Below are 22,691 nucleotides of genomic sequence, written 5' to 3'. Positions count from 1 at the left end.
GAAGGCGTACGGCACGCATGGCGTTAGGGTACCGCAGGCCCCCAGCGCGCCGCGACGCGCTTCTGGACGGCCGTTCGGTACCCGAAAAGCTGAACCAGGGTCAAAGGTTACTTCGCGTAATAGTCACTAAGGGACATCACAACATCCATATTGTCCTTTGATAACAACGCAATAACTCAAACCTCGTACCCATCGGTATGGCTCCGCTTAGAGTGCGGCAGCGGGACCGCTTTCCCGAACCGCTCGGAGTTGCCCCCATGAACCCTCATCGCAGTAACACCTCGCTACCCCCGGCCGCCGGGATGTGGGGAGGCCGGCCGTGAACCCCTACGACTCCACGGCGGACGACTCGTTCGCCGAGTTCCTCAACTTCGGCGCCGGCGTGCTGTCCCTCGTGTGCCTGTCCTGCTCGGTGATCTGGGGACTCGTCGCCCAGGACCGGGTCCTCCTCGACACGCGCAGGCGCATCCTGGCGCAGGCCGTGCACCGGACCACGGCGGTCGCCTCGATCGTCTTCCTCCTGGTCCACATCGGGGTGAAGCTGGCGCTGGAGCACACCTCGTGGGTCGCCGCGGTGATCCCCTTCGGGCTGCTCTTGACCGGTGAAGAGGCCGTCACGGGCAGGGCGTTCCTCATCGGCCTCGGCACCCTGGCCAGCATGCTCATGATCTTCGTGGCCGTCACCGGCGTACTGCGCAACCGCTTCGCATCCCCCGCCCCCGTCGCCGCCCGCTGGCGGGCCATGCACATGCTGGCCTACCCGGCCTGGTGCGCCGCCCTGGTCCACGGGCTCTACGCGGGTCGCGCGGCCAAGCCGATCTTCATCATCCTGTACGGCCTGTCCCTGGCCGGAGTGGCCGCGGCCCTCGCCCTGCGCGCCGCTCCGCGCCCGGTCAAGCGAAAGATCGCCGACAAGTTCGCCGACCTCATAGGCCCCGGCGAGTCCTCGGCCCGCAGGGACCTGGAGGAGAGCCGCGCCCGGGCGACCGGCGGCTCCACGCTGCCCGGCTACGAGAACCGGGACGCGCCCCGCAGGCCCGCGGCATCCCCGTCGGGGCCGCTGTACGAGAAGGCGGAACGCCCCGCGGCCAGGGAGCCCGCCAACGGATTCGCGGCCGCCTACCGGGCGGTCTCCGGCCCTCCCACGGGCCAGCAGGCCTTCGCGCCGGGGCCGAGCAATCGCATGGAGCTGCCGCTGGACATGCAGCCCACCGAGAGCCTTCCGCTCGTGGACGGCCCCTCCAGCACCTCGGGCAACTGGCCGATCCCGTCCCCGCCCCCGGTCGGCGAGGCCCCGCCGTCGGCCTACGATCCCCTCCAGGACACGGGCTTCAACATCCCGCCCTACGACCCCATGCAGGACACCGGACAAAGCATTCCGGCCTATGGCAATCCAGGCGCCTCCGGCTATGGATCGAGTGACGTGTACGACACGGGTGAGTCGAACGCCGCCTTCGGCACGTACTACCCGAACGACACGTACAACAGCGGTCCCGCCACTGAAACATCGCCCGGTGCGTCCTACGACTTCGACGCACCGGGATCGGGCGAACCTTGGAACACGCCTTCCGGAGGCTTTAAGTGAACGAGGCTCTGCCCGACGTACCCGAAGTCCGCGTCGTCGGACTTCCTCAGCTCACGTCGGGCTTCGACCTTGTCGATCGGCTCGATCTGCCCATGCATCTCAAGGTGCACGGGCCGCTCGAGCCGATGGGCGGCGAGCAGCTCGCGCAACTCGCCGAACGCATCAACCTGAAGGGCCGCGGCGGCGCGGGCTTCCCCTTCCACAAGAAGCTGCGCTCGGTCGCCGAATCGGCGATCAAGCGCGGCATCCGGCCGGTCGTCGTCGTCAACGGAAGCGAGGACGAGCCTGCCTGCCGCAAGGACACGGTGTTGATCAACCGTGCCCCGCATCTGATCCTGGACGGCGCGCTGCTGTGCGCCGAGGCTCTGGGTGCCCGCACGCTCGTGGTGGGGGTCACCCGTGAGTCGACACAGCGCTCCATGGAGGCCGCGCTCGCCGAACGCGGTCTCAACAACGGCCGCCGGTCGGCACTGCGCGCGCGTGTGCAGCGCAACCCGGTCCGCATGGTCACCGGCGCCGCCGCGTCGCTGATCCGTTCGATCGACGGCGGCCCGGCCGTCCCGCCGGGCCGCAAGGTCAGCGCCTCGCAGAACGGCGTCGGCGGCGCCCCCACGCTGCTCTCCAACGCCGAGACCTTCGCCCAGCTGGCCATCGCCGCCCGCATCGGCCCGGAGCGTTACGGCAACACCGGCCTGTACGACGAGCCGGGCACCGTCATGCTCACGGTCTCCGGGGCGGTGGCCCGCCCCATGGTGATCGAGGTCCCGACGGGCGTGCCGCTGCGCTACGTCCTGCAGCTCGCCGGCGCGCCGCCGGTGCCGCAGGGCGTGCTCACCGGCGGCTACCACGGCAAGTGGATCGACGCGGCGACGGTCAACGAGGCGATCGTCTCCCGCAACTCCCTGGACGCGGTGGGCGGCGCGCTCGGCGCCGGAGCGATCCTGCCGATCACCCAGGACACCTGCCCGCTGGGCGAGTCGCTGCGGGTCGCCCAGTGGCTGGCCGAGGAGAGCGCGGGCCAGTGCGGCCCCTGCTACCTCGGTCTGCCGGCCGCCGCACGCGGCCTGGAGGACATCCTCAACGGCGGCGGCCCTGCCGCCCTGGAGGCGGTCAAGCAGGTCGCCAGGAACGTGAAGCGGCGCGGCGCGTGCTCGCACCCGGACGGCTCGGCGATGTTCCTCGAGTCGACGATCAAGGCGTTCACGGACGACCTGGCCGCCCATGTCCTCGGCAACGGCTGCGGCAGGCCCGTGGAGGGCGTTCTGCCGCTCTTCGAGGGCGGCAGGGCCCCCACGGGCATCCCGGGCGGCGGCGAGTCCGAGGAGAACGGCCCCAGCCGCCAGAAGATCTACGTCGACTGGACACTGTGCCGGGGCCACGGCCTGTGCGCGGACATCCTCCCCGAGGTGTTCCAGCTCGGCGCCGACGGCTTCCCCACCGTCGCGCAGGCCCAGGTGCCGCGGTACGCCGAGGCCAAGGCGCTGCGCGCGGTACGCCGCTGCCCGGCGCTGGCCCTGCGCCTGGAGGAGGACACGCGCTCCCAGGGCGCGCCGTCGTCCCGCAACCTCCCGGTCCTCTCCCAGGGCCGCGGACGGCGCGCTCTCGGCCGCTGAGCAGACATACGGCGGGCTTCCCTCCGGGGGAGCCCGCCGTACTCATACACACCACAAGAAGGCGGGCGCACAACAAGAAGGCGGGCCATCCGATCGGATGGCCCGCCTTCTCATCTTCTGTGGAGCTAAGGAGAATTGAACTCCTGACCTCCTGCATGCCATGCAGGCGCTCTACCAACTGAGCTATAGCCCCTCGCGTCCCCGGGTTTCCCCGGCGGCGACGCCAACATTACTGGGCCATCGGGCCCAACACCAAATCGGTTTCGCCTTGCCTGAAATGACCGTTTTGACGGATCTCAGGCCGTGACGAACGAATAGAACCGCTTGAGCGTGCAGTGCTCCTCCAGAAGCCGGCCGTAGATCGGCTCGCCCTCCAGCTCGCGGTACGTCTCGATCGGGTCGCCTTTTATGATCAGCGCCCGCGCGCACTCCTCACACCAGTACTGGTAGTCGGGATTGATCGGTTCCATGTCACGGACGATCGGAGTCCCGCTGCCGCACCAGTCGCACTTTCGCCTGTGTGCACCCATCGATCAGCTCCAGCTGTGGCCGCAGGCCGTGCACACGTAGGAGATCCCGCCGTTGTCGCCGAGCATCTGGGCCACATGCCCGGATCCGCAGGAAGGGCAGCTGAGGCGGGTGGACATCTGCCGTATCAACGCTGCTCCGAGGAGGTGGTCGACCTCCTCGAGGATGCTCGCAGGCATCGCTACTCCTCCCGTCGGGCCGCGCTCCCTTCCGGCCGTTTGATTCTGCCACGGCCGGACCAATACGGTCAGCGACGCCTCAGCACCAGTCCGGACACGGCATGCGTCGTGGCCGTAGAGGTATACGCCTCAGCAGGCCCGAGTGACTCAACCCCGGGCACGAAAAATCCCGCCCCCAGGACGGGAACGGGATCTAGACGTGGAGCTAAGGAGAATTGAACTCCTGACCTCCTGCATGCCATGCAGGCGCTCTACCAACTGAGCTATAGCCCCTCATGTTCCTTCCCCGCTGGCGGGGCGAACAAGAAGAACTTTAGCCTGCGACCTGCCGGAAAGTGAAATCCGAGGTCAGTCGTCGTCACCGAGCACCGGTTCGGGCAGGGTGCCGGCGTTGTGCTCCAGCAGGCGCCAGCCACGGGCGCCTTCGCCGAGGACGGACCAGCAGCAGTTGGAGAGCCCGCCGAGGCTCTCCCAGTCGCGGGGGTCGAGGCCGAGGAGGCGGCCGATGGTGGTGCGGATGGTGCCGCCGTGGCTGACCACGACGAGCGTGCCGCCCTCGGGGAGCTTCTCGGCGTTCCGGAGCACCACCGGAGCGGCACGGTCGGCGACCTCGGTCTCCAGTTCGCCTCCGCCGCGGCGCACCGGCTCACCGCGCTTCCACGCGGCGTACTCGTCGCCGTACCGGCCGATGATCTCCTCGTGCGTCAGTCCCTGCCAGACGCCCGCGTAGGTCTCGCGCAGGGCCTCGTCGTGGGTCACGTCGAGGCCGGTGAGCGCGGCGAGTTCGGCGGCCGTGTTCGCGGCCCGCTTCAGATCGGAGGCGACGATCGTGTCCGGCTTCAGGGAGGCCAGCAGCCGGGCGGCGCGGCGGGCCTGGGCGACGCCGGTCTCGGTGAGCTCGACGTCCGTGGTGCCCTGGAAGCGGCGCTCCACGTTCCACAGGGTCTGGCCGTGCCGCCAGAGGATGACGCGGCGGCCCCGGCCCGGCCTGCCGGCCTCGCTGAAGGAACTCACCGCCAGTCTCCGTCCAGCTCCGCCGCCTCCTCGGCCGCCTGCAGCTTGGCGTGCTCCTCGGCCTTGCCCCGGGTGGCCTTGGCGTCCTCGGGCAGGTCGAGCTCGGGGCAGTCCTTCCAGAGCCGCTCCAGGGCGTAGAAGACGCGCTCCTCGCTGTGCTGGACGTGGACGACGATGTCGACGTAGTCGAGCAGGACCCAGCGGGCTTCGCGGTCGCCCTCGCGGCGCACCGGCTTGACGCCGAGCTCCTTCTGGAGCCGCTCCTCGATCTCGTCGACGATCGACTTGACCTGGCGGTCGTTGGGTGCCGAGGCCAGCAGGAAGGCGTCCGTGATGGACAGCACGTCACTGACGTCGTAGGCGACGATGTCGTGCGCCAGCTTGTCGGCGGCCGCCTGGGCGGCGGTGATGATGAGCTCGTGAGAGCGGTCGGTCGCGGTCACTACAAGGCTTTCGATCGGCGGACACTTGCCACCAAGGGTCTCACGGCCAGCCGTGGGCCCCCCACGTGATTACGGGGATCACGTGGGGGCGGAGCCCTGCCTGCCGGCCGGACTACGGCTTGTAGTCCTGGCCGAGGACCACGGCGACGTCGGCGTTCGCGGAGATCTTGCCCTTGCCGACCGAGCCCGCGGGCAGGCCCAGGGTCTTGGCGACCTCGGCGGCGTTCGCCTTGTCGCCGGCGTCGGCGTAGACGACCTCGGACGTGGCCTGCGCGGCGCCGGCCGTGCCGCCCTCCAGGAAGGTGAAGCCGCCGTTGAGGAGCACGACCCGGGCCTTCTCCGTGTTGTCCTTCACACCGGTGGCGTTCTGCACGGAGACGCTGACGGCGGCGTCCTTGTCCGGGCTCTTGGCGGTGCCGCCGAGGACGTTCCTGACCACGCCCGCGCTCGCCTGGGCGCTGAGCGTGCCGTCGGTCTGGACGGGCAGCAGGTCCGTCTTGAAGTCGCCGCCCTTGGCGAGGTCGGAGAGCCCGGCGAGGAAGGTGCCGAGGTCCTTGTCGGTCAGGGACGGGTCCAGGATCTGCGCCAGGGTCTGGATCGTGGTCGTGGCCGCTTGCGGATCGGAGGACACCTTGCGCAGGACGCCCTGCATGACCTGCCCGAAGCGCTCCAGCTGGGCGTTCTGGGCCTCGCCGGGGGCGCGGTAGGTGGCGTAGGCGACGGCCATCTTGCCGCTGAGGGTCTGGTCCTTGCCCTGGTTGACCAGGGGGGCCGTGCCCTTCTTCTTGGCGGCGGGGTCGGGGACGTCTGTGTCGGTGTCGACGTCGACGTTGCCGACGAGGTCGACGAGGTTCTGCAGGTAGGGGGTGTCCAGGCGCCAGGTGCCCTGGATGTCGGTGCCGAGGGCCGAGTCGAGCGCGTCGCGGGTGCCGTCGGAGCCGTCGTCCTCGACCGACTTGGCGAGGGTCGTCGTGGTGCCGTCGTCACTGGTCAGAGCCAGGGAGTTGGGCACGAGGACGGTGGTGCCCCGCTTGGTGGTGGTGTTGTCGACGAGGAGGGCGGTGGAGGTGGGGGCGCCGTTGGTGTCGTGCAGGTGGACGACGATCACGTCGCGCTTCTGGGCGCCCGCCGCCGTCGCGGTGCCCGTCGTGGAGTCGTCGGAGGACAGGCCGGGCAGCTTCCCCGCGTACCCGAGGTAGCCGATGCCGCCGGCCGCGGCGAGCGCGAGGACGACGACCAGGGCGACGATCCGGCTGCGGGCGCGGCGCTTGGCCTCCTCGCGGCGCTCGGTGCGGTTCTCGGTGAACTTCAGCCAGTCGATGACGTCTTCGGAGTTGGCGTCGGGCTCCTCGACGAAGGCGAACTGCTCGGTGTGGTACTCCGGTTCCGGCCGGCCGGGGGCTTCCTCATCGGCCGGGCCCGCCTGCTGCGGGATGTGCGCGGTCTGTTCGGCGACGCGGGGCTGCCGGTCCGTACCGGCGCCGGCCGCGTTCTGGCCGTGGGAGTCGGGGGCCGCGGGGCCGCCCTGGTGGGTGCCGGTGGCGTACGGGTCGTAGGAGCCGTAGGTCCCGTAGTCGTACGACGCAGGCTGCTGCCCGGCCGTCGCGTACGGGTCGTAGCCGTAGCCCTGCTGCTGGCCCTGCTGGCCCTGCTGCTGTTGCTGGCCCGGCTGGGCGTACGGGTCGTAGGTCTGGGTCTGCTGTGCCGGGACCGGGCGGTAGACAGGCCGGCCGTACTCGTCGTACCCGACGAGTTCGTACTGCTCGGCCTCGTATCCCGCGGCCCCCGGGTCGTATCGGTCGTTCACCGGTGCCCCTCTCGGCTCACTCGCCGCGGTACAGCTCACGCTTGTCGATATAACGCACGACTCCGTCCGGCACCAGATACCAGATCGGGTCGCCCTTGGCGACTCTCGCTCGGCAGTCGGTGGAGGAGATGGCGAGGGCGGGGACCTCGACGAGGGAGACGCCGCCCTCCGGGAGTCCGGGGTCGTTCAGGTGGTGGCCCGGCCGGGTGACCCCGATGAAGTGCGCGAGGGAGATCAGCTCCTCGCTGTCCCGCCAGGTGAGGATCTGGGCGAGCGCGTCGGCGCCGGTGATGAAGAAGAGGTCCGTGTCCGGGTTGAGCGCGCGCAGGTCGCGCAGGGTGTCCACGGTGTAGGTGGCACCGCCGCGGTCGATGTCGATGCGGCTCACGGAGAACTGCGGGTTCTCGGCGGTCGCGATGACCGTCATCAGATAGCGGTCCTCGGCCGGGGAGACGCTGCGGTGGCTCTTCTGCCAGGGCTGGCCGGTCGGGACGAAGACCACCTCGTCGAGGTGGAACGCCGCGGCGACCTCGCTGGCCGCGACCAGGTGCCCGTGGTGGATCGGGTCGAAGGTGCCGCCCATGACGCCGAGGCGGCGCTTGCCCGGCCGCGACGGGCCGGATCCGGGGCCGTCGGCGCCGGAGGGCTCCGAGGCGGCCTGGCGGGGCTCCGTGGCGGCACGGCGGGGCTCCGAGTGTCGCTCGGTGCCGCTCGCCGTGTCCTGTGCCGGTTCGTGCGGCGTCTCGTTCGCCGGACCGGTAGGCATGTCCTGCTCTCCCATGCGTGCAGACCCTACCGGCCCTGCCTGAGGGCTCCGGCCGCCCCCGTGCTCTCCTGGATGCCCTGCGCGGGGCACCCTGCCGGGTTCAGCGGTCGCGGTTGAAGCGGGTGGTGATCCACAGCAGGAGCAGCAGGATGAAGAGGGCTGCGCCACCGGTGAGGTAGGGGCTGAGGCTCTCGTGGTTTCCGCCGTGCTCCTCGCCCTCGGCGGCGAGGGTGACCAACTGGGCAGCGGTGCTGTGGAAGCTCATCTTCGGCAGGACCTATCGCGTGTGGGCGGCATAAAAGACGTCGGCTCATCGTAAGCGGGCGCCCCGAGCGCGATCACCCCGACTCCGCATGTCGGTGACGGGGAACCTTCCCCCTGCCTCAGTCGTCCTTCCGTCTGTAGCCACGCAGCAGGAACCACGCGGTCAGCGCACAGCCCAGGATCATCACGATGAGGACGATCCGGAGCATCCCCGGTCCCTGCCGTTCGGCGGCGCTCGCGGCCTCGGCGAGCCAGGCTGACGCGGGGTGGTGCTCCATGACGGTGGTTCCCTTCGCTGTACTGCCCGACCACCGTAACTCCGCCTAGGCTGGGCTCTGCCTCGGGGAAGCAAAAGGCCGCACAAGGGGCCGCAAAGGTCACACAGACGCATGGGGGAAGACATGTCCGACGGCCACGAGCACAGCGGGCACGAGCACGTGCCCAGCAGGCAGCGCAGGCGCTTCCCCGGAATCTCCTCGCGTACGTACGAGCATCCGGCCGACCGCTCCGCCCTGGTGGCGCTGCGCAAGCTGAGCGGTTTCGACACGGTGTTCAAGGCGCTCAGCGGCCTGCTGCCCGAGCGCAGTCTCCGGCTGCTGTTCCTGTCCGACTCGGTACGCGTCTCGGACCAGCAGTTCACCCATCTGAACGTGATGCTGCGGGACGCCTGCTACATCCTGGACCTGGAGAAGGTCCCGCCGATGTACGTGAACCAGGACCCGACGCCGAACGCGATGTGCATCGGCCTGGACGAGCCGATCATCGTCGTCACGACCGGGCTCGTCGAACTGCTCGACGAGGAGGAGATGCGGGCGGTCGTCGGGCACGAGGTGGGGCACGCGCTGTCCGGCCACTCGGTCTACCGGACGATCCTGCTGTTCCTGACCAGCCTCGCCGTCCGGGTCGCCTGGATCCCGCTGGGCAATCTCGCGATCATGGCGATCGTGACCGGGCTGCGGGAGTGGTTCCGCAAGTCGGAGCTGTCGGCGGACCGGGCGGGGCTGCTGGTCGGGCAGGACCTGACGGCCTCCATGCGGGGCCTGATGAAGATCGCGGGCGGCAACCATCTGCACGAGATGAACGTGGACGCGTTCCTCGCCCAGGCCGAGGAGTACGAGGCCGGGGGCGACCTGCGGGACTCCGTGCTGAAGATCCTGAACGTGCTGCCCCGCTCCCACCCCTTCACCACCGTGCGCGCGGCCGAGCTGAAGAAGTGGGCCGAGTCGCGGGACTACCAGCGGATCATGGACGGCCACTACCCCCGGCGCGACGAGGACAAGGACACCTCGGTCAGGGACTCCTGGCGGGACTCGGCGAACCACTACACGAGCCATGTGAAGAGCTCCAAGGACCCGCTGATGAAGCTGGTCACGGACCTCGCCGGCGGCGCCGGTGACCTGGGCGACCGGGTCCGCCGAGGCTTCGGCGGCTTCACGAACTCGGCTCCCGAGGCGCCGCAGGACCCACAGGGACCGCGGGGGCCGGGTACGTCGGACTCCCCGGGGGACGACCAGCCGCCGCGCGACAAGGGCTGAGACGCCCGGGCAGCCCCCGTCTCACACCTTCGGCTGCGCGCTCGTCGCCAAGGACCCGCACAGGGCCGTCGCACTGCCCGTGGCATAGGGGTCCGTGCCGGCCGGGCCGCCTTCCTTGGCCGTCTGGCCGGCCAGGAGGGGGCGGAGGTGGTTCGTGGAGTCCTCGGCGCAGGAGAGCGGTCCGGCCTGGACGTAGGAGACGACGAGCTGGCCCTGGTGCAGGCGCAGGTCGTCGCGGTCGAAGCGGAAGTGCAGCTCGCGCCGGACGGTGAACAGGGACACCTCGTCCTTGCCGTCGGCCCCGGCCGGCCGCAGCGCGTACACGAACGTGTGGTCGGCGGTGACCTCGAGCGTGGACGAGTCGGCCTCGGCCGCCTGCAGCGTGCCCTGGACCCGCACCTTGCGGTCGGCCAGCTCCGCGCGGGTGGGGTCGAAGCGGACCAGCCAGCCGGTGGGCGCGTGGCGTCCGTCCGCGGTGGGGCGGGAGAGGCTCTGGTCGAACTGACCCAGTTGATCGGGGTCGAGCAGGACGCGGACCGCGCGGACCTCACCGCCCGTGAGCACGTCCGGGTCGAGGGCGGAGCGGACGATGTAGTCCTTGGCGGTGGACAGGGCTGACACCACCTGGCTGTCCGAGAAGTGCGCGGTGCGCCGCGAGGCGGGCAGCGGGACGCCCTCCGCGCCGCTCTTGAACTGTGCGGCGGGGCTGTGCTCGTACAGATACGCCGGGTCGGCCGTGCCGGGCACCTTGCCCTCGGGGGCGAGCGGGATGACGGTCATCCGCAGGGGCTCGGCGGGCTCCTGTGCGGCGGGGGTCTGGTAGGGGTGCCGTACCCCCATGTAGATCGCGGTGCCGAAGGCGACGGCGATCAGCAGGACCAGGACCAGTGCCTGCCGGGACAGGCCCCGGCGCAGGGGCGGGCGGCGCCGCACGGCGGGCGCGTGGTCGGCGATGCGTTCCTGGGCGGAGAATTCCTGGAGGCGGGCAGCACGAATGAACGATTCGTCGAAGACGACGGATCGATACTCGTCCTCTCCACCTCCGGGAGCGCCCTCGTGGGGCCCCTCAGGTGGGTCGCCAGGCCCGCCCATATCTTCAGGGTAGGTCGCCGGAAGGTCAGGTAAACGCCCCGCTCCATGACAAGTTCTGACAGGTTCTCACCAGGACAGGCGGGTTCCGGTCAGGGGGTGCGCGGGATCACCGAGACGGCGGGCCCGGTGTAGTCGGCGGACGCGGAGGGGGTCGCGCCACCGCTCTGTTCCAGCCCGGTCGAGGTGGGTGCCGGCAGGGGCTCCTGGCGGTTCGAGGACGCGCCCCGGTAGACCGCCGTGAAGGCCAGCGCGACCATGCCGATGCCCATCACGAGGGCGAGCACCCAGGCCACGGGGCGGTGCCAGCGGACCTGCTTGCCGTACGGACCCGTGCCGCCGTACTCGTCCTCGAGGATGTCGGGGTCGTCCAGCTCGTCGAGGTCGGGATCATGGCCGAAATCGCCATGGCCCTCGGAGCCGTACCCGTCGTCGTAGCGCTCGCCTCTGGAGTGGGCGCGGCGCGCCTCCGCTTCGGAGGCCTCGGCTCTCGCCTGTGCGGCGGCAAGGAGGCGCTCCACGGCGGTCGGCTCGTGCACCACGGCGGCGCTGACGAAGGCCTCGTCGAAGACCACGGAGGCGAACTCTTCGTCCGACACCCCGCGGTCGTGGTCGTCGTCGGGCTCCCAGCCGTCCGGAAACGGCGTGCCCCCCACGTCCTCCGGCACGAATCCAGAGTAGACCTGGGGGGTCAATTTGGGCAGACGGTATGGAAATTCATCCGCCGTTTGAGACGGCGTTCACGGGGCTCCCTACGGCGCGCGCCCGGCCGGTCCGCCCCTGCCGCACGCATATGCGCCGCTTCCCATACTCACGCGGCAGGCGCTCAGCGGCGCACGTGCCCGTCGCCGGTCACGATGTACTTCGTGCTGGTCAGCTCCGGCAGGCCCATCGGTCCGCGGGCGTGCAGCTTCTGCGTGGAGATGCCGATCTCCGCGCCGAAGCCGAACTGGCCGCCGTCGGTGAAGCGGGTGGAGGTGTTCACGGCGACGGTGGTGGAGTCGACCAGCTGGGTGAAGCGGCGGGCTGCCTGCTGGGAGGTCGTGACGATGGCCTCGGTGTGGCCGGAGGTCCACAGCCGGACGTGCTCGACGGCCTTGTCCAGGGAGTCCACCACGGCCGCGGCGATGTCGTACGAGAGGTATTCCCTCTCCCAGTCCTCGGCCGTCGCCTCGACGACGGTCGCCTTGGAGTCCTTGGCGAAGGCCAGCACGCGCTCGTCGGCGTGCACGGTCACCCCGGCTCCGGCGAGGGCCTCCAGGGCGCGGGGCAGGAACTCGGCGGCGATGTCCTGGTGGACCAGGAGGGTCTCGGCGGCGTTGCAGACGCCGACCCGCTGGGCCTTGGAGTTGATCAGGATGTCGACGGCCATGTCGAGGTCGGCGGCGGCGTCGACGTAGACATGGCAGTTTCCGGTGCCGGTCTCGATGACCGGGACGGTCGACTCCTGCACGACCGTGTTGATCAGCGAGGCGCCGCCGCGCGGGATGAGCACGTCGACCAGGCCGCGGGCGCGCATCAGCTCGCGCACGCTGTCGCGGCTCTCGCCGGGGACCAGCTGGATGGCGTCGGCGGGCAGCCCGGCCCCGCCCACGGCGTCGCGCAGGACGCGCACGAGGGCGCTGTTCGACTGGTAGGCCGAGGAGGAGCCGCGCAGCAGGACCGCGTTGCCGGACTTCAGGCAGAGGGCGGCGGCGTCGACGGTGACGTTCGGCCGGCCCTCGTAGATGATCCCGACGACGCCGAGCGGCACGCGGACCTGGCGCAGGTCGATGCCGTTGGGCAGCGTGGAGCCGCGGACGACCTCGCCGACCGGGTCGGGCAGCGCGGCGACGTCGCGCACGTCGGAGGCGATGGCGCGGACCCGCTCGGGGGTGAGGGTGAGCCGGTCGATCATGCCTTCGCTGATGCCGGCCTCGCGGGCCTTGGCGACGTCCTTGCCGTTGGCCTCGACGATCTCGCTCGTACGGACCTCCAGCGCGTCCGCGATGGCGAGCAGCGCGTCGTCCTTGTCGGCCCGTGGCAGCGGCGCGAGGGTCGCGGCGGCGGCCTTGGCGCGGTAGGCGGCCTCGGTGACCGGGGACATCGAGTCGTACGGCGAAAGCGTGGTCATGAAAGAAGCGTAGTGCGCCGGGCCGGTCCGTTCATCGTTCGTTTCACACCCCGAGACACCCCCGGGGCACTCCCGGGACACCCCCTGACCGGGGTGGACCGGGTCAGAAAGGGTGGACTCCGACCGGGGACGCCGGTGGCGGTCCGTACCCCTCGGCGACGCGCTGGTGGTAGGTCGCGCGGTCGATGACCTCCAGGCCGACGATCTCCCAGGGCGGCAGCCCGGCGGTCTGCCGGTGCTCGCCCCACAGGCGCAGGGCGACGGCGGCCGCGTCGTGCAGGTCGCGGGCCTCCTCCCAGTAGCGGATCTCCGCGTGGTCGACCGCGTAGCGGCTGGTCAGGAGGAAGGGGTGGTCGTGGGCGAGCTGTTCCAGGGCCCGCTTGACCTCGGTGAGCGGGGCCTCCCGGCCGGAGACGCTGAGGGTGACGTGCCACAGGCGCGGGATGTCCCCGGGGGCCTCGCCCTGGAACCGGTCCCCGGCCGCCACACTGGTCAGGGCGCGCTCGTCACCGGCCGCGCGGGAGCCGGCACCACCACGGGACGCCGTGGCCCCAGGGCGCACTCGTCTCACGACGGCCTCCTTTGCACAGTGGTGCTCCTGCGGAATATTGCCCTGGGACAAAGTTCAGCAGGCCGCAAGGGATCGCGTGGCGGTTTTGCGGAACGTCCACCACCGGGGGCGGATGTTTCGGCCCATTACGGGTGGAGGACCACCAGGTCGTCCCTGTGTACGACCTCGCGTTCGTACGCGGGGCCGAGTTCGCGGGCCAGCTCGCGGGTGGAGCGGCCGATCAGCCGGGGGATCTCCTTGGCGTCGAAGTTGACGAGCCCGCGGGCCACCGCCCGGCCTGTGCCGTCCCGCAGCTCGACCGGGTCGCCTGCGCTGAACTCGCCCTCGACGGCGGCGATCCCGGCCGGCAGCAGCGACTTGCGGCGGTCCACGACGGCCTGGACGGCACCGTCGTCCAGGGTCAGCGCGCCCTGCGGGGTGGAGGCGTGCTGGAGCCACAGCAGCCGGTCGGCGGAGCGCTTGCCGGTGGGGTGGAAGTGGGTGCCGGTGTCCTCGCCGGTCAGGGCGTCGGCCGCGTGGACGGCGCTGGTGAGCACGACGGGGACACCGGCGGCGGCCGCGATCCGGGCGGCCTCGACCTTGGTGACCATGCCGCCGGTGCCGACGCCGGCCTTGCCCGCGCTGCCGATCTCGACGTGCGCGAGGTCGGACGGCTCGCGCACCTCGGCGATGCGGGAGGTGCCGGGCCTCGCGGGGTCGCCGTCGTAGACGCCGTCCACGTCGGACAGCAGGACCAGCAGGTCGGCGTGGACGAGGTGGGCGACCAGGGCGGCGAGGCGGTCGTTGTCGCCGAAGCGGATCTCGTCCGTGGCGACGGTGTCGTTCTCGTTGACGATCGGGAAGGCGCCCATCGCGAGCAGCTTGTCGAGGGTGCGCGAGGCGTTGCGGTGGTGGGCGCGGCGGCTCATGTCGTCGGAGGTCAGCAGCACCTGGCCGACGCGGACGCCGTAGCGGGCGAAGGAGGCGGTGTAGCGGGCGACGAGCAGGCCCTGGCCGACGCTGGCGGCGGCCTGCTGCCGGGCGAGGTCCTTGGGGCGGCGGCGCAGGCCCAGCGGGGCCAGGCCCGCGGCGATGGCGCCGGAGGAGACCAGCACGATCTCGCGCTCCCCGCCGCTGCGGACCTTGGCGAGCACGTCGACCAGCGCGTCCACGCGGTCCGCGTCCAGGCCGCCCGAGGCGGTGGTCAGCGAGGAGGAACCGACCTTGACGACGATTCTGCGGGCCTCGCCCACGGCCTGCCTTGCCCCTGCCACGTCCCCGTCCGCCCCTCGCGTCGATTCGGTCCCTCACCAGGAAATCTACGGGACGGCGAGACCCGGCGCGGCGCCGGTCCACGCTACGGACGGTGCTGCCCGCGTCACGGACGACGACCGCGGGCAGTTCCGTCCCGGCCGAAGACAGGAACGCGATCTTCCGCTACGGTCCGACGACACAGCGGGCCGACAGGCCCCCTACGCTCCGGCGACACGCGCGTGTCGTCAGGAGGTCGCCGCGCGTTAACCCGTACGGCCGACCTGCGCCGACACCCGACGCTCCTGGAGTGACCGCAGTGCCCGTACCTCTTCCCCGTCCACCGGTCCTGCTGAAGGGGCTGGTCACCGTCGTCCTGGCCGCCGCGTTCGTCGCCCAGGCGGTCGCGGCGCTGCTGCCCCACGTACCGCTGCTGCTCGCCGCGACCGCCGTCTCCCTGGCCACCGAGGGCGCCCTGCTGCGGTGGCAGCGCGGGGTGCTGTCGCTGTTCGCCAAGTCGCACGCGGACATCACCGTGCGGCACGTCCTGCGCGATCTGCTGCTGGTCGTGGGCCTGCTGCGGCTCGGCGAACAGGACCGGGAGACGGTGTACGTCCCGCTGGTGGCCGGGCTGCTCGCCTTCTACGTACTGCACTGCGCGATCCAGGCGGTCTCCGTCCTGGTGCGCCGGACCCGCACCCTGCCGGTGGTGACCCGGAACATCGACGCCTCGGTGCTGCGGCTGTCCCCGGCCCCGGCCCTGCTGCTGCGCCGCCCCGGCCATCGGCTGCTGGCGTTCGGCCTGCCCGCGACGGCCGGACTGCTGGCCGCCGCCCCGGGCGACGAGCCGGTGTACGCGGCGGCGGGCATCGCGCTCTCCCTCGCCCTCGCGCTGACCGGCCTCGGCGCGCTGCTGCTGCGGCTGCTGCCGGGCCGCCGCCCGGCCGGTGAGCAGGAGGTGCTCGAGTGGTTCGACGCGTGGCTGGCCGCGTACCGGCCGACCGTCGGCCTGTACTTCTCCGGCGGCGCCGCCTCGGCCTACCAGGCGAACATGTGGCTGGAGCCGCTCGCGCGGGTGGACGGCAGGCCGGTCATCGTGTTGCGCGAGCGGTTCATGGTGCAGAAGATCGCGGCGACGGACATCCCGATCGTCTGCCTGCCGAAGGTGTCGACGCTGATGCGGCTGGAGCACTCCACGCTGCAGGTCCTCGTCCACCCGTCGAACTCCGGCAAGACCTCCCAGGTGCTGCGCATCCCCACGATCAAGCACACCTTCGTCAACCACGGCGAGAGCGACAAGCTGTCCTCGTGCAACCCGTACGCGAAGGCCTACGACGAGGTGTGGGTGGCCGGGCCCGCCGCGCGCGAGCGGTACGCGCTGGCCGAGGTGGGCGTCGAGGACAAGGACGTGGTGGAGACGGGCCGCCCGCAGCTGGACGCCGTACGGCCGTACGCGGGCCCGCCGGCCGGTGCGTGGACGACGGTCCTGTACGCGCCGACCTGGGAGGGCTGGGACGGCAACCCCGGCAACACCTCGGTGGTCGCGGCCGGCGAGAACCTGGTGCGGGCGCTGCTCGCCGACCCGGGTGTGCGGCTGCTGTACAAGCCGCATCCGCTGACGGGGTCGGTGGACCCGCGCGCGGGCGCGGCCGATCTGCGGATCCGGGAGCTGATCCGGGCGGCGAACCGGGAGCGGACGGGGGCACGCCCCTCGGGCGCCGCCGGACTCGACCGTCTCACGCGGGAGTTGGACCGTCTCACCACGGCCGTTTTCCGGGCCGGGGCCGACACGGTGGAGCGCATGCGGGTGCAGTCGGCGCCGGAGCCGGGCCGGGCCGAGGCGGTGGCACGGGCGACGGCGGCCTGGGAGGAGGCGTACTGGGCGTCGCTGCCGGAGGGCGAGCACCAGATCATCACGGACGTCCGGCCCGCGCTGTACTCCTGCTTCGATGTGGCCGACCTGCTGGTCAGTGATGTGTCGAGCGTGATCAGCGACTTCCTGGCGAGCGAGAAGCCGCACGCGGTGGCGAACACCAGCGGGCTGAGCGAGGACGCGTTCCGCACGGCGTTCCCGACGGTGGTGGCGGCGACGGTGCTGACGCCGGACGCCGAGGGGGTGCCGGCCCTGCTGGAGGCGGTCCGGCACCCGGAGAAGGACGAACTGGCCGAGGCGCGGGCCGCGTTGAAGCTGCGTCTGCTGGGCCCGGCCGAGCCGCCGTCGCAGGAGCGGTTCGACACGGCCGTACGGGAGCTGTGCGAGACGGCCCGGGACCACCGGGCACGGGTGGCGGAACGGCTGTCGGCGGAACTGCCCGGCCAGCGCACGGAGACGGCACTCCCGACCGCACCGCGCTGAGCAGCCGGTACAGATGGGGGACGAACGCGGGGGCCGGGCGAGATTCCGGCCCCCGTTTCCGTGTTCACGCCGCCGGCCGCACCTCACGCGACGTCAGCACCCGCCGCGCCTTGCGTACCGCCCGGCGTACGAACGTGTGGGCGCCGCCCTCGCGGTAGCCCGGGAAGGCCCGGGCCTCCCGCGGCTCGGCGAGGTACACCGAGTCGGGGATGCCGGCGTCGCGGTCGCGGAAGTGCGGGTAGGCCAAGTAGACGCGGCGGCCCTTGCGCTCCAGGAGCGCCGCCGCCTGCTTCTTGGCCTTGACGAACTTCACGACCTCGACGAGGAGTTCGGGCCGCTGCTCGGCGACCAGGTGCAGCCGCAGCCGCTCGTGGACCCTGAGGCGCTGGGCGGCGCCCTCGGTCCAGTGGGCGTCCAGCAGGGGCTTGGCCAGCTCGAACTTGTGCCGGCGGATCTCCTCGCTGTCCGTGAGGTACTTGGGCCCGAACTGCGGCAGCAGCGTGACGAGTAACGGCCGCAGCATGAGCTGGTCGCGTCGGCCGCCCGCGGGGACGTGCTCGGCGATGAGGTTCATCAGGGCCCGCGCGGAGTCGAACCGCAGCGCGTAACTGCCGCTCTTGGTCACGTGCTTGCCGTCGTCGCGGCCGACCAGGTAGTAGCAGGTGTGGTCGGCGACCACGGAGACGCCGTCCGCCCGCAGATAGGCCTCCATGGTGAACAGCGCGTCCTCGCCGGTGAACAGCGATTCGTCGAACCGCATGCCGTGCCGGTCCAGCAGCTCGCGGCGGAACAGCTTCTGCGCGCTGAGCGTGAACTTGATGTTGGAGGAGAAGACGTCGGTCCGCTCCACCGTCTTGCCCCACATGGACTTCGGCGCGGAGCGGTTGACGCCCTCGACCTTGCCGAGGACGACGTCCGTGCCCGCGCGGTCGGCCATGCCGACCATCCGCTCCAGGGCCTCGGGGCCCAGCCGGTCGTCGGCGTCGAGGAAGAAGACGTAACGCCCGGTCGCCTTGGCCAGGCCGACGTTGCGCGGGCCGCTGGGGCCGCCGGAGTTCTCCTGCCGGATCACCAGGACATTCATGGGAGCGCGCTCGGCGAACTCCTCCAGGTACTCCCCCGTGCCGTCCGTCGATCCGTCGTCCACCGCGATGACCTCGACGCGCTCTGGATCGATGGTCTGTGCCTCGACGGACGAGAGGCACTCGATCAGATACGGCATCGCTTCGTACGCCCCGATGACCACACTCACATCAGGCTGCGCAACGGTCACGTTTCCCCCTAGTCAATGGGATATTCCCCCCGTATCGCCTCATTCGCTACTTGGTAGACGGGTGATCAGGGCAAGCGGTTGCCTCGCACGCACGTGTTAGTGGGACACGTCACACAATGAATCGACAGACAGCGGGCACGCGAAAGGGCTCGGCCCCCGAGGAAGACGCTCCTCGGGGGCCGAGCCCTTGATCAGGCGGCTGTTCAGCCCGCGCCGACACCGTCCGTGTCACCGGCCGCGGCCGCCCGCTGCCCGGGCACGGCGTTCGCCAGCTCGGCATCGGCCTCGGCGTCGACCTCGGCATCGGCCAGGGCGGCCGCGACCCGTGACTCCTGGCCGACGTTGCGCGTCTCGGCCTTGAGCGCGAGGTTCGCGACGGCGGTGTTGAACTGGACGAGGGAGGTCGGCTCGTCCGGGCCCAGCAGGTACTGCTTGAGCTCCTTGCGGTCCTCGGCCAGCGGATCGGCGGCCCGGTCGCGGACGGCGCCGAGCAGCTCGCCCAGCTCGGCCGCGCTGTTGGACAGGATCACCGCGGCGCGCACCGCCGTGTTGTTCCGCTTGAACTCCTCGACGCCCACCTCGGCGGAGTCCGTGACCGCGTACGGCTTGCCGCTCGCGATGAAGTCGGAGACCACGCTGGAGATGTCGGAGACCATCGCGTCGGAGACGTTGAAGCAGTCGTACAGTCGCGGGTCGGCGCCGGTGATGACGCGGTGCTCCCAGGCGGGGAAGGAACGCCAGTAGGCGTCGTTCCACTCGCGGCGCAGCCGGGCGACCTCCTCGTGCCGGGCGATGTCGACCTGCCCGTCACGGGTGGCCTCGGCCTCGTCGCGGCGCTCGCCGCCGGAGCCGGACAGCTGCGCGAGCCGGGCCTCGATACGGGCCAGCTCGGCCTTGGCGTCGGCCTGGACGGCCGTGTCGGCGGCGAAGCGCGTGTCGAGGGCGCGCTCGGCGGCGGCCTGACGCACCAGGGCGGTGATGCGCTGGTGGGCGGCGCCGGCCTCCTTGCTGACGTTGCCGGTGAACGGGTGCGGCTTGTACAGGACGCGGACCGGCGGGTCGGCCTGCACGAGCCGCTTCACGATGTTCTCGCCGGCCAGCACGACCGAGGTGTTGCCCGGGTTGCCGTCCCAGCCCTCCCAGGTGGGGGCGTAGAGCACCGTCGGGATACGTCCGTCGGGCACGCCCTGCCAGGTCTGGATCGGGGCGAGCTGCGGGCGGCCGACCTCGACGATGTCGTCGTCGCGGACACCGACGTCGGCGATGGCGTAGCGGTCGCGGCCCGCGCGGCCGGCCGTCCACACCTCGTCGTAGACCTTGCTGTACGGGTTGACGCTGGCGAGCTTGTCGCTGTCGCCGTGGCCGATGAAGACGTGCTTGATCGTGGGCACGCGCAGCATGTGGATGTTCTTGCCGACGTTGGCCGCGTAGAGCGCGACACGCACCGTGGACAGGTCCATGTTCATCAGGTGCACCCCTCCGGGCACGCAGACGACGGGGACCGTGGTGGGCGCCAGGTTGTTCAGGATGGCCCGTTCACGCAGGATGATCAGCGGCTTGGAGTCCAGGTTCTCCATGGTGTCCAGCCACATGTTGACCTGGTAGGCGGAGTCCTTCGAACCGGAGAAGTACAGGACCGTCTCCGGCTGGTACTCGCCCAGCCAGTCGTCCACGGCGGCCAGGACCATGTCGGCCTTCGGCGGGATCCTCCGGCCGCGCACGAACGGCACGAGCGCCAGCACGTAGAGCGTGCCGAGGGCCACCGTGATGCCGATGCCGACGAAGCCGACGAGGGCGGACTTCACCTGCGCGGCGAGCAGGATGCCGGCGACCGCGAAGAGGTCGATGTGCAGCATCTTCTCGGCGGAGCGGTGCAGCAGCTTGCGCGGCGGGGCGTCCGGGATGCGGATCCGCGACTTCAGGTCGACGTTCCGGGTCGCGACCGGCATGCGGCGGCGGTTGCGGATCAGCTGCACCAGCGCGCCGTGCGGGGCCTGAAGACCGTAGAAGGCGATGAAGCAGGCGATCGCCCCGTAGTAGATCAGGTTGTCCGCGAGGGACAGCCGGGCCAGCAGCAGGACGAGGAGCAGCTGCCGGATCAGGAAGCGGATCGACAGGCCGGCCCGCACCTTGCTGAGGCGGTTGATCAGATAGCTGCTCTTGCGGTGCAGATAGTGGTCCGCCAGGTACGTCACGGCGGCCGCTGCCGCGAAGGCGGGAACGCTCGGGACGAGCGCGGCCAGCATGAGGGCGGGGTAGCCCGCCATCATGAGGACCGCCGCGGCCAGCTGGGCCGCACTGCCCACCCGGGCGACGCGAATAGCGGTGGGTATCACGGAGAAACCTGCTCTTGGGAGGGGTGTGCCGGTCTGGTTCGGAATTGCGGCTGGTCTGTGAATATTCGCGGGACGGTATGGATTCAGGCCCCTGCGAACTCTCCTGTCGACGAACGTCGTGAACAGGAGACCGCAGAGGCCTGAATTACCGGAGTCTATTTGGCGCCAATTATTACACGCCGTCCTGCCGGTCCAGAACCGTGGCGAGCGCCTGCTCGAAGCCGGACGCCCGGGCCGCGCCGGCCGTCGGGTCCTGCTGGCGGACGTCGATGACGTGGCCGGTCAGCTCGGACAGCAGCACGTCGAGCGAGGTGCGGGCCACGGCCTCGGAGGACAGCAGGGAACCCGAGGGCTCCTGGCCGAAGGCCTTGGTGCGCATGGGGGTGGCGGTGCGCTCGGGGTTGATGCAGTTGACGCGGACGCCGTCGCCGGCCCACTCGTCGGACAGGGCCTGGGTGAGGTTCACCATGGCCGCCTTGGTCGAGGAGTACAGGCTGTACTCGGCGCGACCGCGGGTGTAGCTGCTGGAGGTGTACAGCAGCAGCTGACCCTTGGTCTCGGACAGGTACTTGTACGACGACCGGGCGATCTGCACCGGGGCCAGGTAGTTGACCTTCAGCGCCTCCTCGATGGTGGCGTTGTCGGTCTCGGCGAGCTTGCCTATGCGCAGCACGCCCGCGGTGTTGACCACGTAGTCGATCCGGCCGGTCTCGGCGTACGCCTTGGACAGGGCGTCGTCGACCTCCTCCGGGTTCTCCACGTGGGTGCCGGTGGTGGAGCGGCCCAGCGCGTAGACCTTGGCGCCGTAGGACTCGGCGAGCTCGCCGATGTCCTTGCCGATGCCGTAGGAGCCGCCGAAGACGACCATGGTCTTGCCGGTGAGGAGCTCGCGGTAGGCCTCCTCGGAGACCTGCTCCGGCGCGGCGGTCGAGGCGAGCTGGAAGAGCTTGTCGGCGATGAAGACGTCGACGGGCTGCGTGACCTTCATGTTGTACTCGTCACCCGCGACGACGTGGATCGGCACGTCCGGCAGGTACTTGAGCACGACGGAGCAGTCGTCGGTGGCCTGGAAGTTGGGGTCGTTCGAGGCGACCTCGTAGGCACGCTTGATCGTGGACAGCTTGAAGGCCTGCGGGGTCTGGCCGCGGCGCAGCCGGGAGCGGTCCGGGATCTCGGTGATGAACTCGCCGTCCTCGCCGTGCGTGCGCGTGACGATGATGGTGTCCGCGGACGGGATGGCCACGTCGACGGCCTGGAAGCGCTCCAGCGCGACGACGCAGTCGTCGATGACGCGCTGCGACAGCAGGGGGCGCACGGCGTCGTGGAAGAGGACGTTGGCGTCCTCGCCCTCGGCCAGGCCCTCGCCCAGCGCGGCGATGGCGCGCTCGGTGGTCTCGTTCCGCGTGGAGCCGCCCTCGATGACCTTCGAGACCTTCTTGAATCCGGCCTTCGCCACGATCTTCTCGATGTCGGGCACGTAGCCCTGCGCCATCAGCACGATGACGTCGTCGATCGAGTCGGCGTTCTCGAAGGTGGTCAGCGTGTGCTCGATGACTGCCTTGCCGGCGATCTTCAGCAGCTGCTTGGGGATCGACAGACCCACGCGCTGACCGGTACCACCAGCCAGGATCACTGCGGTGGTACGGGGCTTGGCTATGTGCTGGGACACAGGTGACCTACCTCGGGGCAACAGGGAACTTGGAAATGGTCCCACTTGTGGTTACCGCAGTGCAAGGTGAGCGACCTTCGCCACATATGTGCGCGCAACCTGTCATTCACCTGGGAGTGCCGGTGATTGGTGAGACGGCTCCGTGAAGACCCTCGAAATGCGCTGTGAGTAACTCCACAGGAGCGCAGCGGCGTCAGAGCCGCGTGGGACAGCGGCGACCGGAGGGCCTTCACCAGTTCCTTGAGCGATGTCGGGGACGATGTCTGGTGCACGGTACGCGTCTTGGCGACGGCGCGTGGCCCCCGGCCGCCGTGTCAGTC

The 22,691-nt window shown here is 70.6% G+C and carries 20 protein-coding genes and 2 tRNA genes; 4 read left to right on the top strand and 18 right to left on the bottom strand.

Annotated elements, in window-relative coordinates; genetic code table 11:
• Positions 1-319 precede the first annotated feature (319 nt).
• Both ACFT4A_RS07825 and ACFT4A_RS07820 read left to right on the top strand, forming a co-directional pair.
• On the top strand, positions 320-1,585 hold the full coding sequence (locus ACFT4A_RS07825; protein ID WP_382826911.1) for a cytochrome b/b6 domain-containing protein: 1,266 nt from the start codon (positions 320-322) through the stop codon (positions 1,583-1,585).
• Entirely contained in the window at positions 1,582-3,198 is a 1,617-nt protein-coding gene (locus ACFT4A_RS07820; protein WP_382826909.1) for an NADH-ubiquinone oxidoreductase-F iron-sulfur binding region domain-containing protein, read from the top strand. Before ACFT4A_RS07825 ends, ACFT4A_RS07820 begins: the two co-directional genes overlap by 4 nt.
• A gap of 120 nt (positions 3,199-3,318) precedes the next feature.
• Here the strand turns inward: ACFT4A_RS07820 and ACFT4A_RS07815 are convergent.
• The 10 genes from ACFT4A_RS07815 to ACFT4A_RS07770 form a co-directional block, all read right to left on the bottom strand.
• Positions 3,319-3,391 (bottom strand) — tRNA-Ala (locus ACFT4A_RS07815).
• A gap of 103 nt (positions 3,392-3,494) precedes the next feature.
• On the bottom strand, positions 3,495-3,728 hold the full coding sequence (locus tag ACFT4A_RS07810; RefSeq protein ID WP_006136074.1) for a hypothetical protein: 234 nt from the start codon (positions 3,726-3,728) through the stop codon (positions 3,495-3,497).
• 3 nt (positions 3,729-3,731) lie between these two features.
• Positions 3,732-3,905: an IS1 family transposase gene (locus ACFT4A_RS07805; protein ID WP_184592574.1), complete on the bottom strand. Its 174-nt coding sequence runs from the start codon at positions 3,903-3,905 to the stop codon at positions 3,732-3,734.
• Between the two features lie 200 nt (positions 3,906-4,105).
• Positions 4,106-4,178 (bottom strand) — tRNA-Ala (locus tag ACFT4A_RS07800).
• A gap of 75 nt (positions 4,179-4,253) precedes the next feature.
• A complete protein-coding gene (locus ACFT4A_RS07795) occupies positions 4,254-4,925 on the bottom strand; it encodes a histidine phosphatase family protein (RefSeq protein ID WP_382827165.1) in 672 nt (223 codons plus the stop codon).
• A complete protein-coding gene (rsfS, locus tag ACFT4A_RS07790; RefSeq protein ID WP_382826907.1) occupies positions 4,916-5,362 on the bottom strand; it encodes a ribosome silencing factor in 447 nt (148 codons plus the stop codon). The genes ACFT4A_RS07795 and rsfS overlap by 10 nt, the downstream gene beginning before the upstream one ends.
• Positions 5,363-5,474: 112 nt before the next feature.
• On the bottom strand, positions 5,475-7,169 hold the full coding sequence (locus ACFT4A_RS07785; RefSeq protein ID WP_382826905.1) for a LytR C-terminal domain-containing protein: 1,695 nt from the start codon (positions 7,167-7,169) through the stop codon (positions 5,475-5,477).
• 16 nt (positions 7,170-7,185) lie between these two features.
• Complete coding sequence (nadD, locus tag ACFT4A_RS07780; protein ID WP_382826903.1) at positions 7,186-7,950, bottom strand: nicotinate-nucleotide adenylyltransferase; 765 nt, start codon at positions 7,948-7,950, stop codon at positions 7,186-7,188.
• Positions 7,951-8,035: 85 nt separating this feature from the next.
• Positions 8,036-8,200 carry a hypothetical protein gene (locus tag ACFT4A_RS07775; RefSeq protein WP_094057638.1) on the bottom strand — a complete coding sequence of 55 codons (165 nt, stop codon included), beginning with the start codon at positions 8,198-8,200 and terminating at the stop codon, positions 8,036-8,038.
• A 118-nt stretch (positions 8,201-8,318) separates the two neighbouring features.
• Positions 8,319-8,477: a hypothetical protein gene (locus tag ACFT4A_RS07770; protein ID WP_184592584.1), complete on the bottom strand. Its 159-nt coding sequence runs from the start codon at positions 8,475-8,477 to the stop codon at positions 8,319-8,321.
• Between the two features lie 123 nt (positions 8,478-8,600).
• Between ACFT4A_RS07770 and ACFT4A_RS07765 the strand changes: the two genes are divergently transcribed.
• Positions 8,601-9,734: a M48 family metallopeptidase gene (locus ACFT4A_RS07765; RefSeq protein ID WP_382826901.1), complete on the top strand. Its 1,134-nt coding sequence runs from the start codon at positions 8,601-8,603 to the stop codon at positions 9,732-9,734.
• Positions 9,735-9,755: 21 nt separating this feature from the next.
• Here the strand turns inward: ACFT4A_RS07765 and ACFT4A_RS07760 are convergent, their stop codons facing one another.
• The 5 genes from ACFT4A_RS07760 to proB all read right to left on the bottom strand — a co-directional run bounded on the left by ACFT4A_RS07760 (position 9,756) and on the right by proB (position 14,739).
• Positions 9,756-10,826, bottom strand: a complete 1,071-nt coding sequence (locus ACFT4A_RS07760; protein ID WP_382826899.1) for a hypothetical protein — start codon at positions 10,824-10,826, stop codon at positions 9,756-9,758.
• Between the two features lie 89 nt (positions 10,827-10,915).
• Complete coding sequence (locus ACFT4A_RS07755; RefSeq protein ID WP_382826898.1) at positions 10,916-11,518, bottom strand: hypothetical protein; 603 nt, start codon at positions 11,516-11,518, stop codon at positions 10,916-10,918.
• Positions 11,519-11,649: 131 nt separating this feature from the next.
• Entirely contained in the window at positions 11,650-12,936 is a 1,287-nt protein-coding gene (locus ACFT4A_RS07750) for a glutamate-5-semialdehyde dehydrogenase (protein WP_382826896.1), read from the bottom strand.
• A 103-nt stretch (positions 12,937-13,039) separates the two neighbouring features.
• The gene (locus tag ACFT4A_RS07745; RefSeq protein ID WP_382827163.1) at positions 13,040-13,498 is read right to left on the bottom strand and encodes a hypothetical protein; all 459 of its coding nucleotides are present in this window, start codon (positions 13,496-13,498) and stop codon (positions 13,040-13,042) included.
• 134 nt (positions 13,499-13,632) lie between these two features.
• Positions 13,633-14,739, bottom strand: a complete 1,107-nt coding sequence (gene proB / locus ACFT4A_RS07740; RefSeq protein ID WP_382827162.1) for a glutamate 5-kinase — start codon at positions 14,737-14,739, stop codon at positions 13,633-13,635.
• A 317-nt stretch (positions 14,740-15,056) separates the two neighbouring features.
• On the opposite strand from proB, the gene ACFT4A_RS07735 reads away from it, so the two are divergent.
• Complete coding sequence (locus ACFT4A_RS07735; protein ID WP_382827160.1) at positions 15,057-17,093, top strand: hypothetical protein; 2,037 nt, start codon at positions 15,057-15,059, stop codon at positions 17,091-17,093.
• Between the two features lie 64 nt (positions 17,094-17,157).
• On the opposite strand, the gene ACFT4A_RS07730 is transcribed toward ACFT4A_RS07735, so the two are convergent.
• The 3 genes from ACFT4A_RS07730 to ACFT4A_RS07720 all read right to left on the bottom strand — a co-directional run bounded on the left by ACFT4A_RS07730 (position 17,158) and on the right by ACFT4A_RS07720 (position 22,371).
• Positions 17,158-18,366: a glycosyltransferase family 2 protein gene (locus ACFT4A_RS07730; RefSeq protein WP_382826894.1), complete on the bottom strand. Its 1,209-nt coding sequence runs from the start codon at positions 18,364-18,366 to the stop codon at positions 17,158-17,160.
• Between the two features lie 203 nt (positions 18,367-18,569).
• Complete coding sequence (locus tag ACFT4A_RS07725) at positions 18,570-20,672, bottom strand: hypothetical protein (RefSeq protein ID WP_382827158.1); 2,103 nt, start codon at positions 20,670-20,672, stop codon at positions 18,570-18,572.
• A 202-nt stretch (positions 20,673-20,874) separates the two neighbouring features.
• Positions 20,875-22,371, bottom strand: coding sequence for a bifunctional cytidylyltransferase/SDR family oxidoreductase (locus ACFT4A_RS07720; protein ID WP_189723548.1), 1,497 nt, complete (start codon positions 22,369-22,371; stop codon positions 20,875-20,877).
• Between the last annotated feature and the right edge of the window lie 320 nt (positions 22,372-22,691).

This window comes from Streptomyces sp. NPDC057099 (assembly GCF_042671245.1).
GTDB classification, from domain to species: domain Bacteria; phylum Actinomycetota; class Actinomycetes; order Streptomycetales; family Streptomycetaceae; genus Streptomyces; species Streptomyces purpurascens.
Note: the sequence above shows the minus strand (reverse complement) of the source record. Positions and strands in the feature narration are given on the sequence as shown.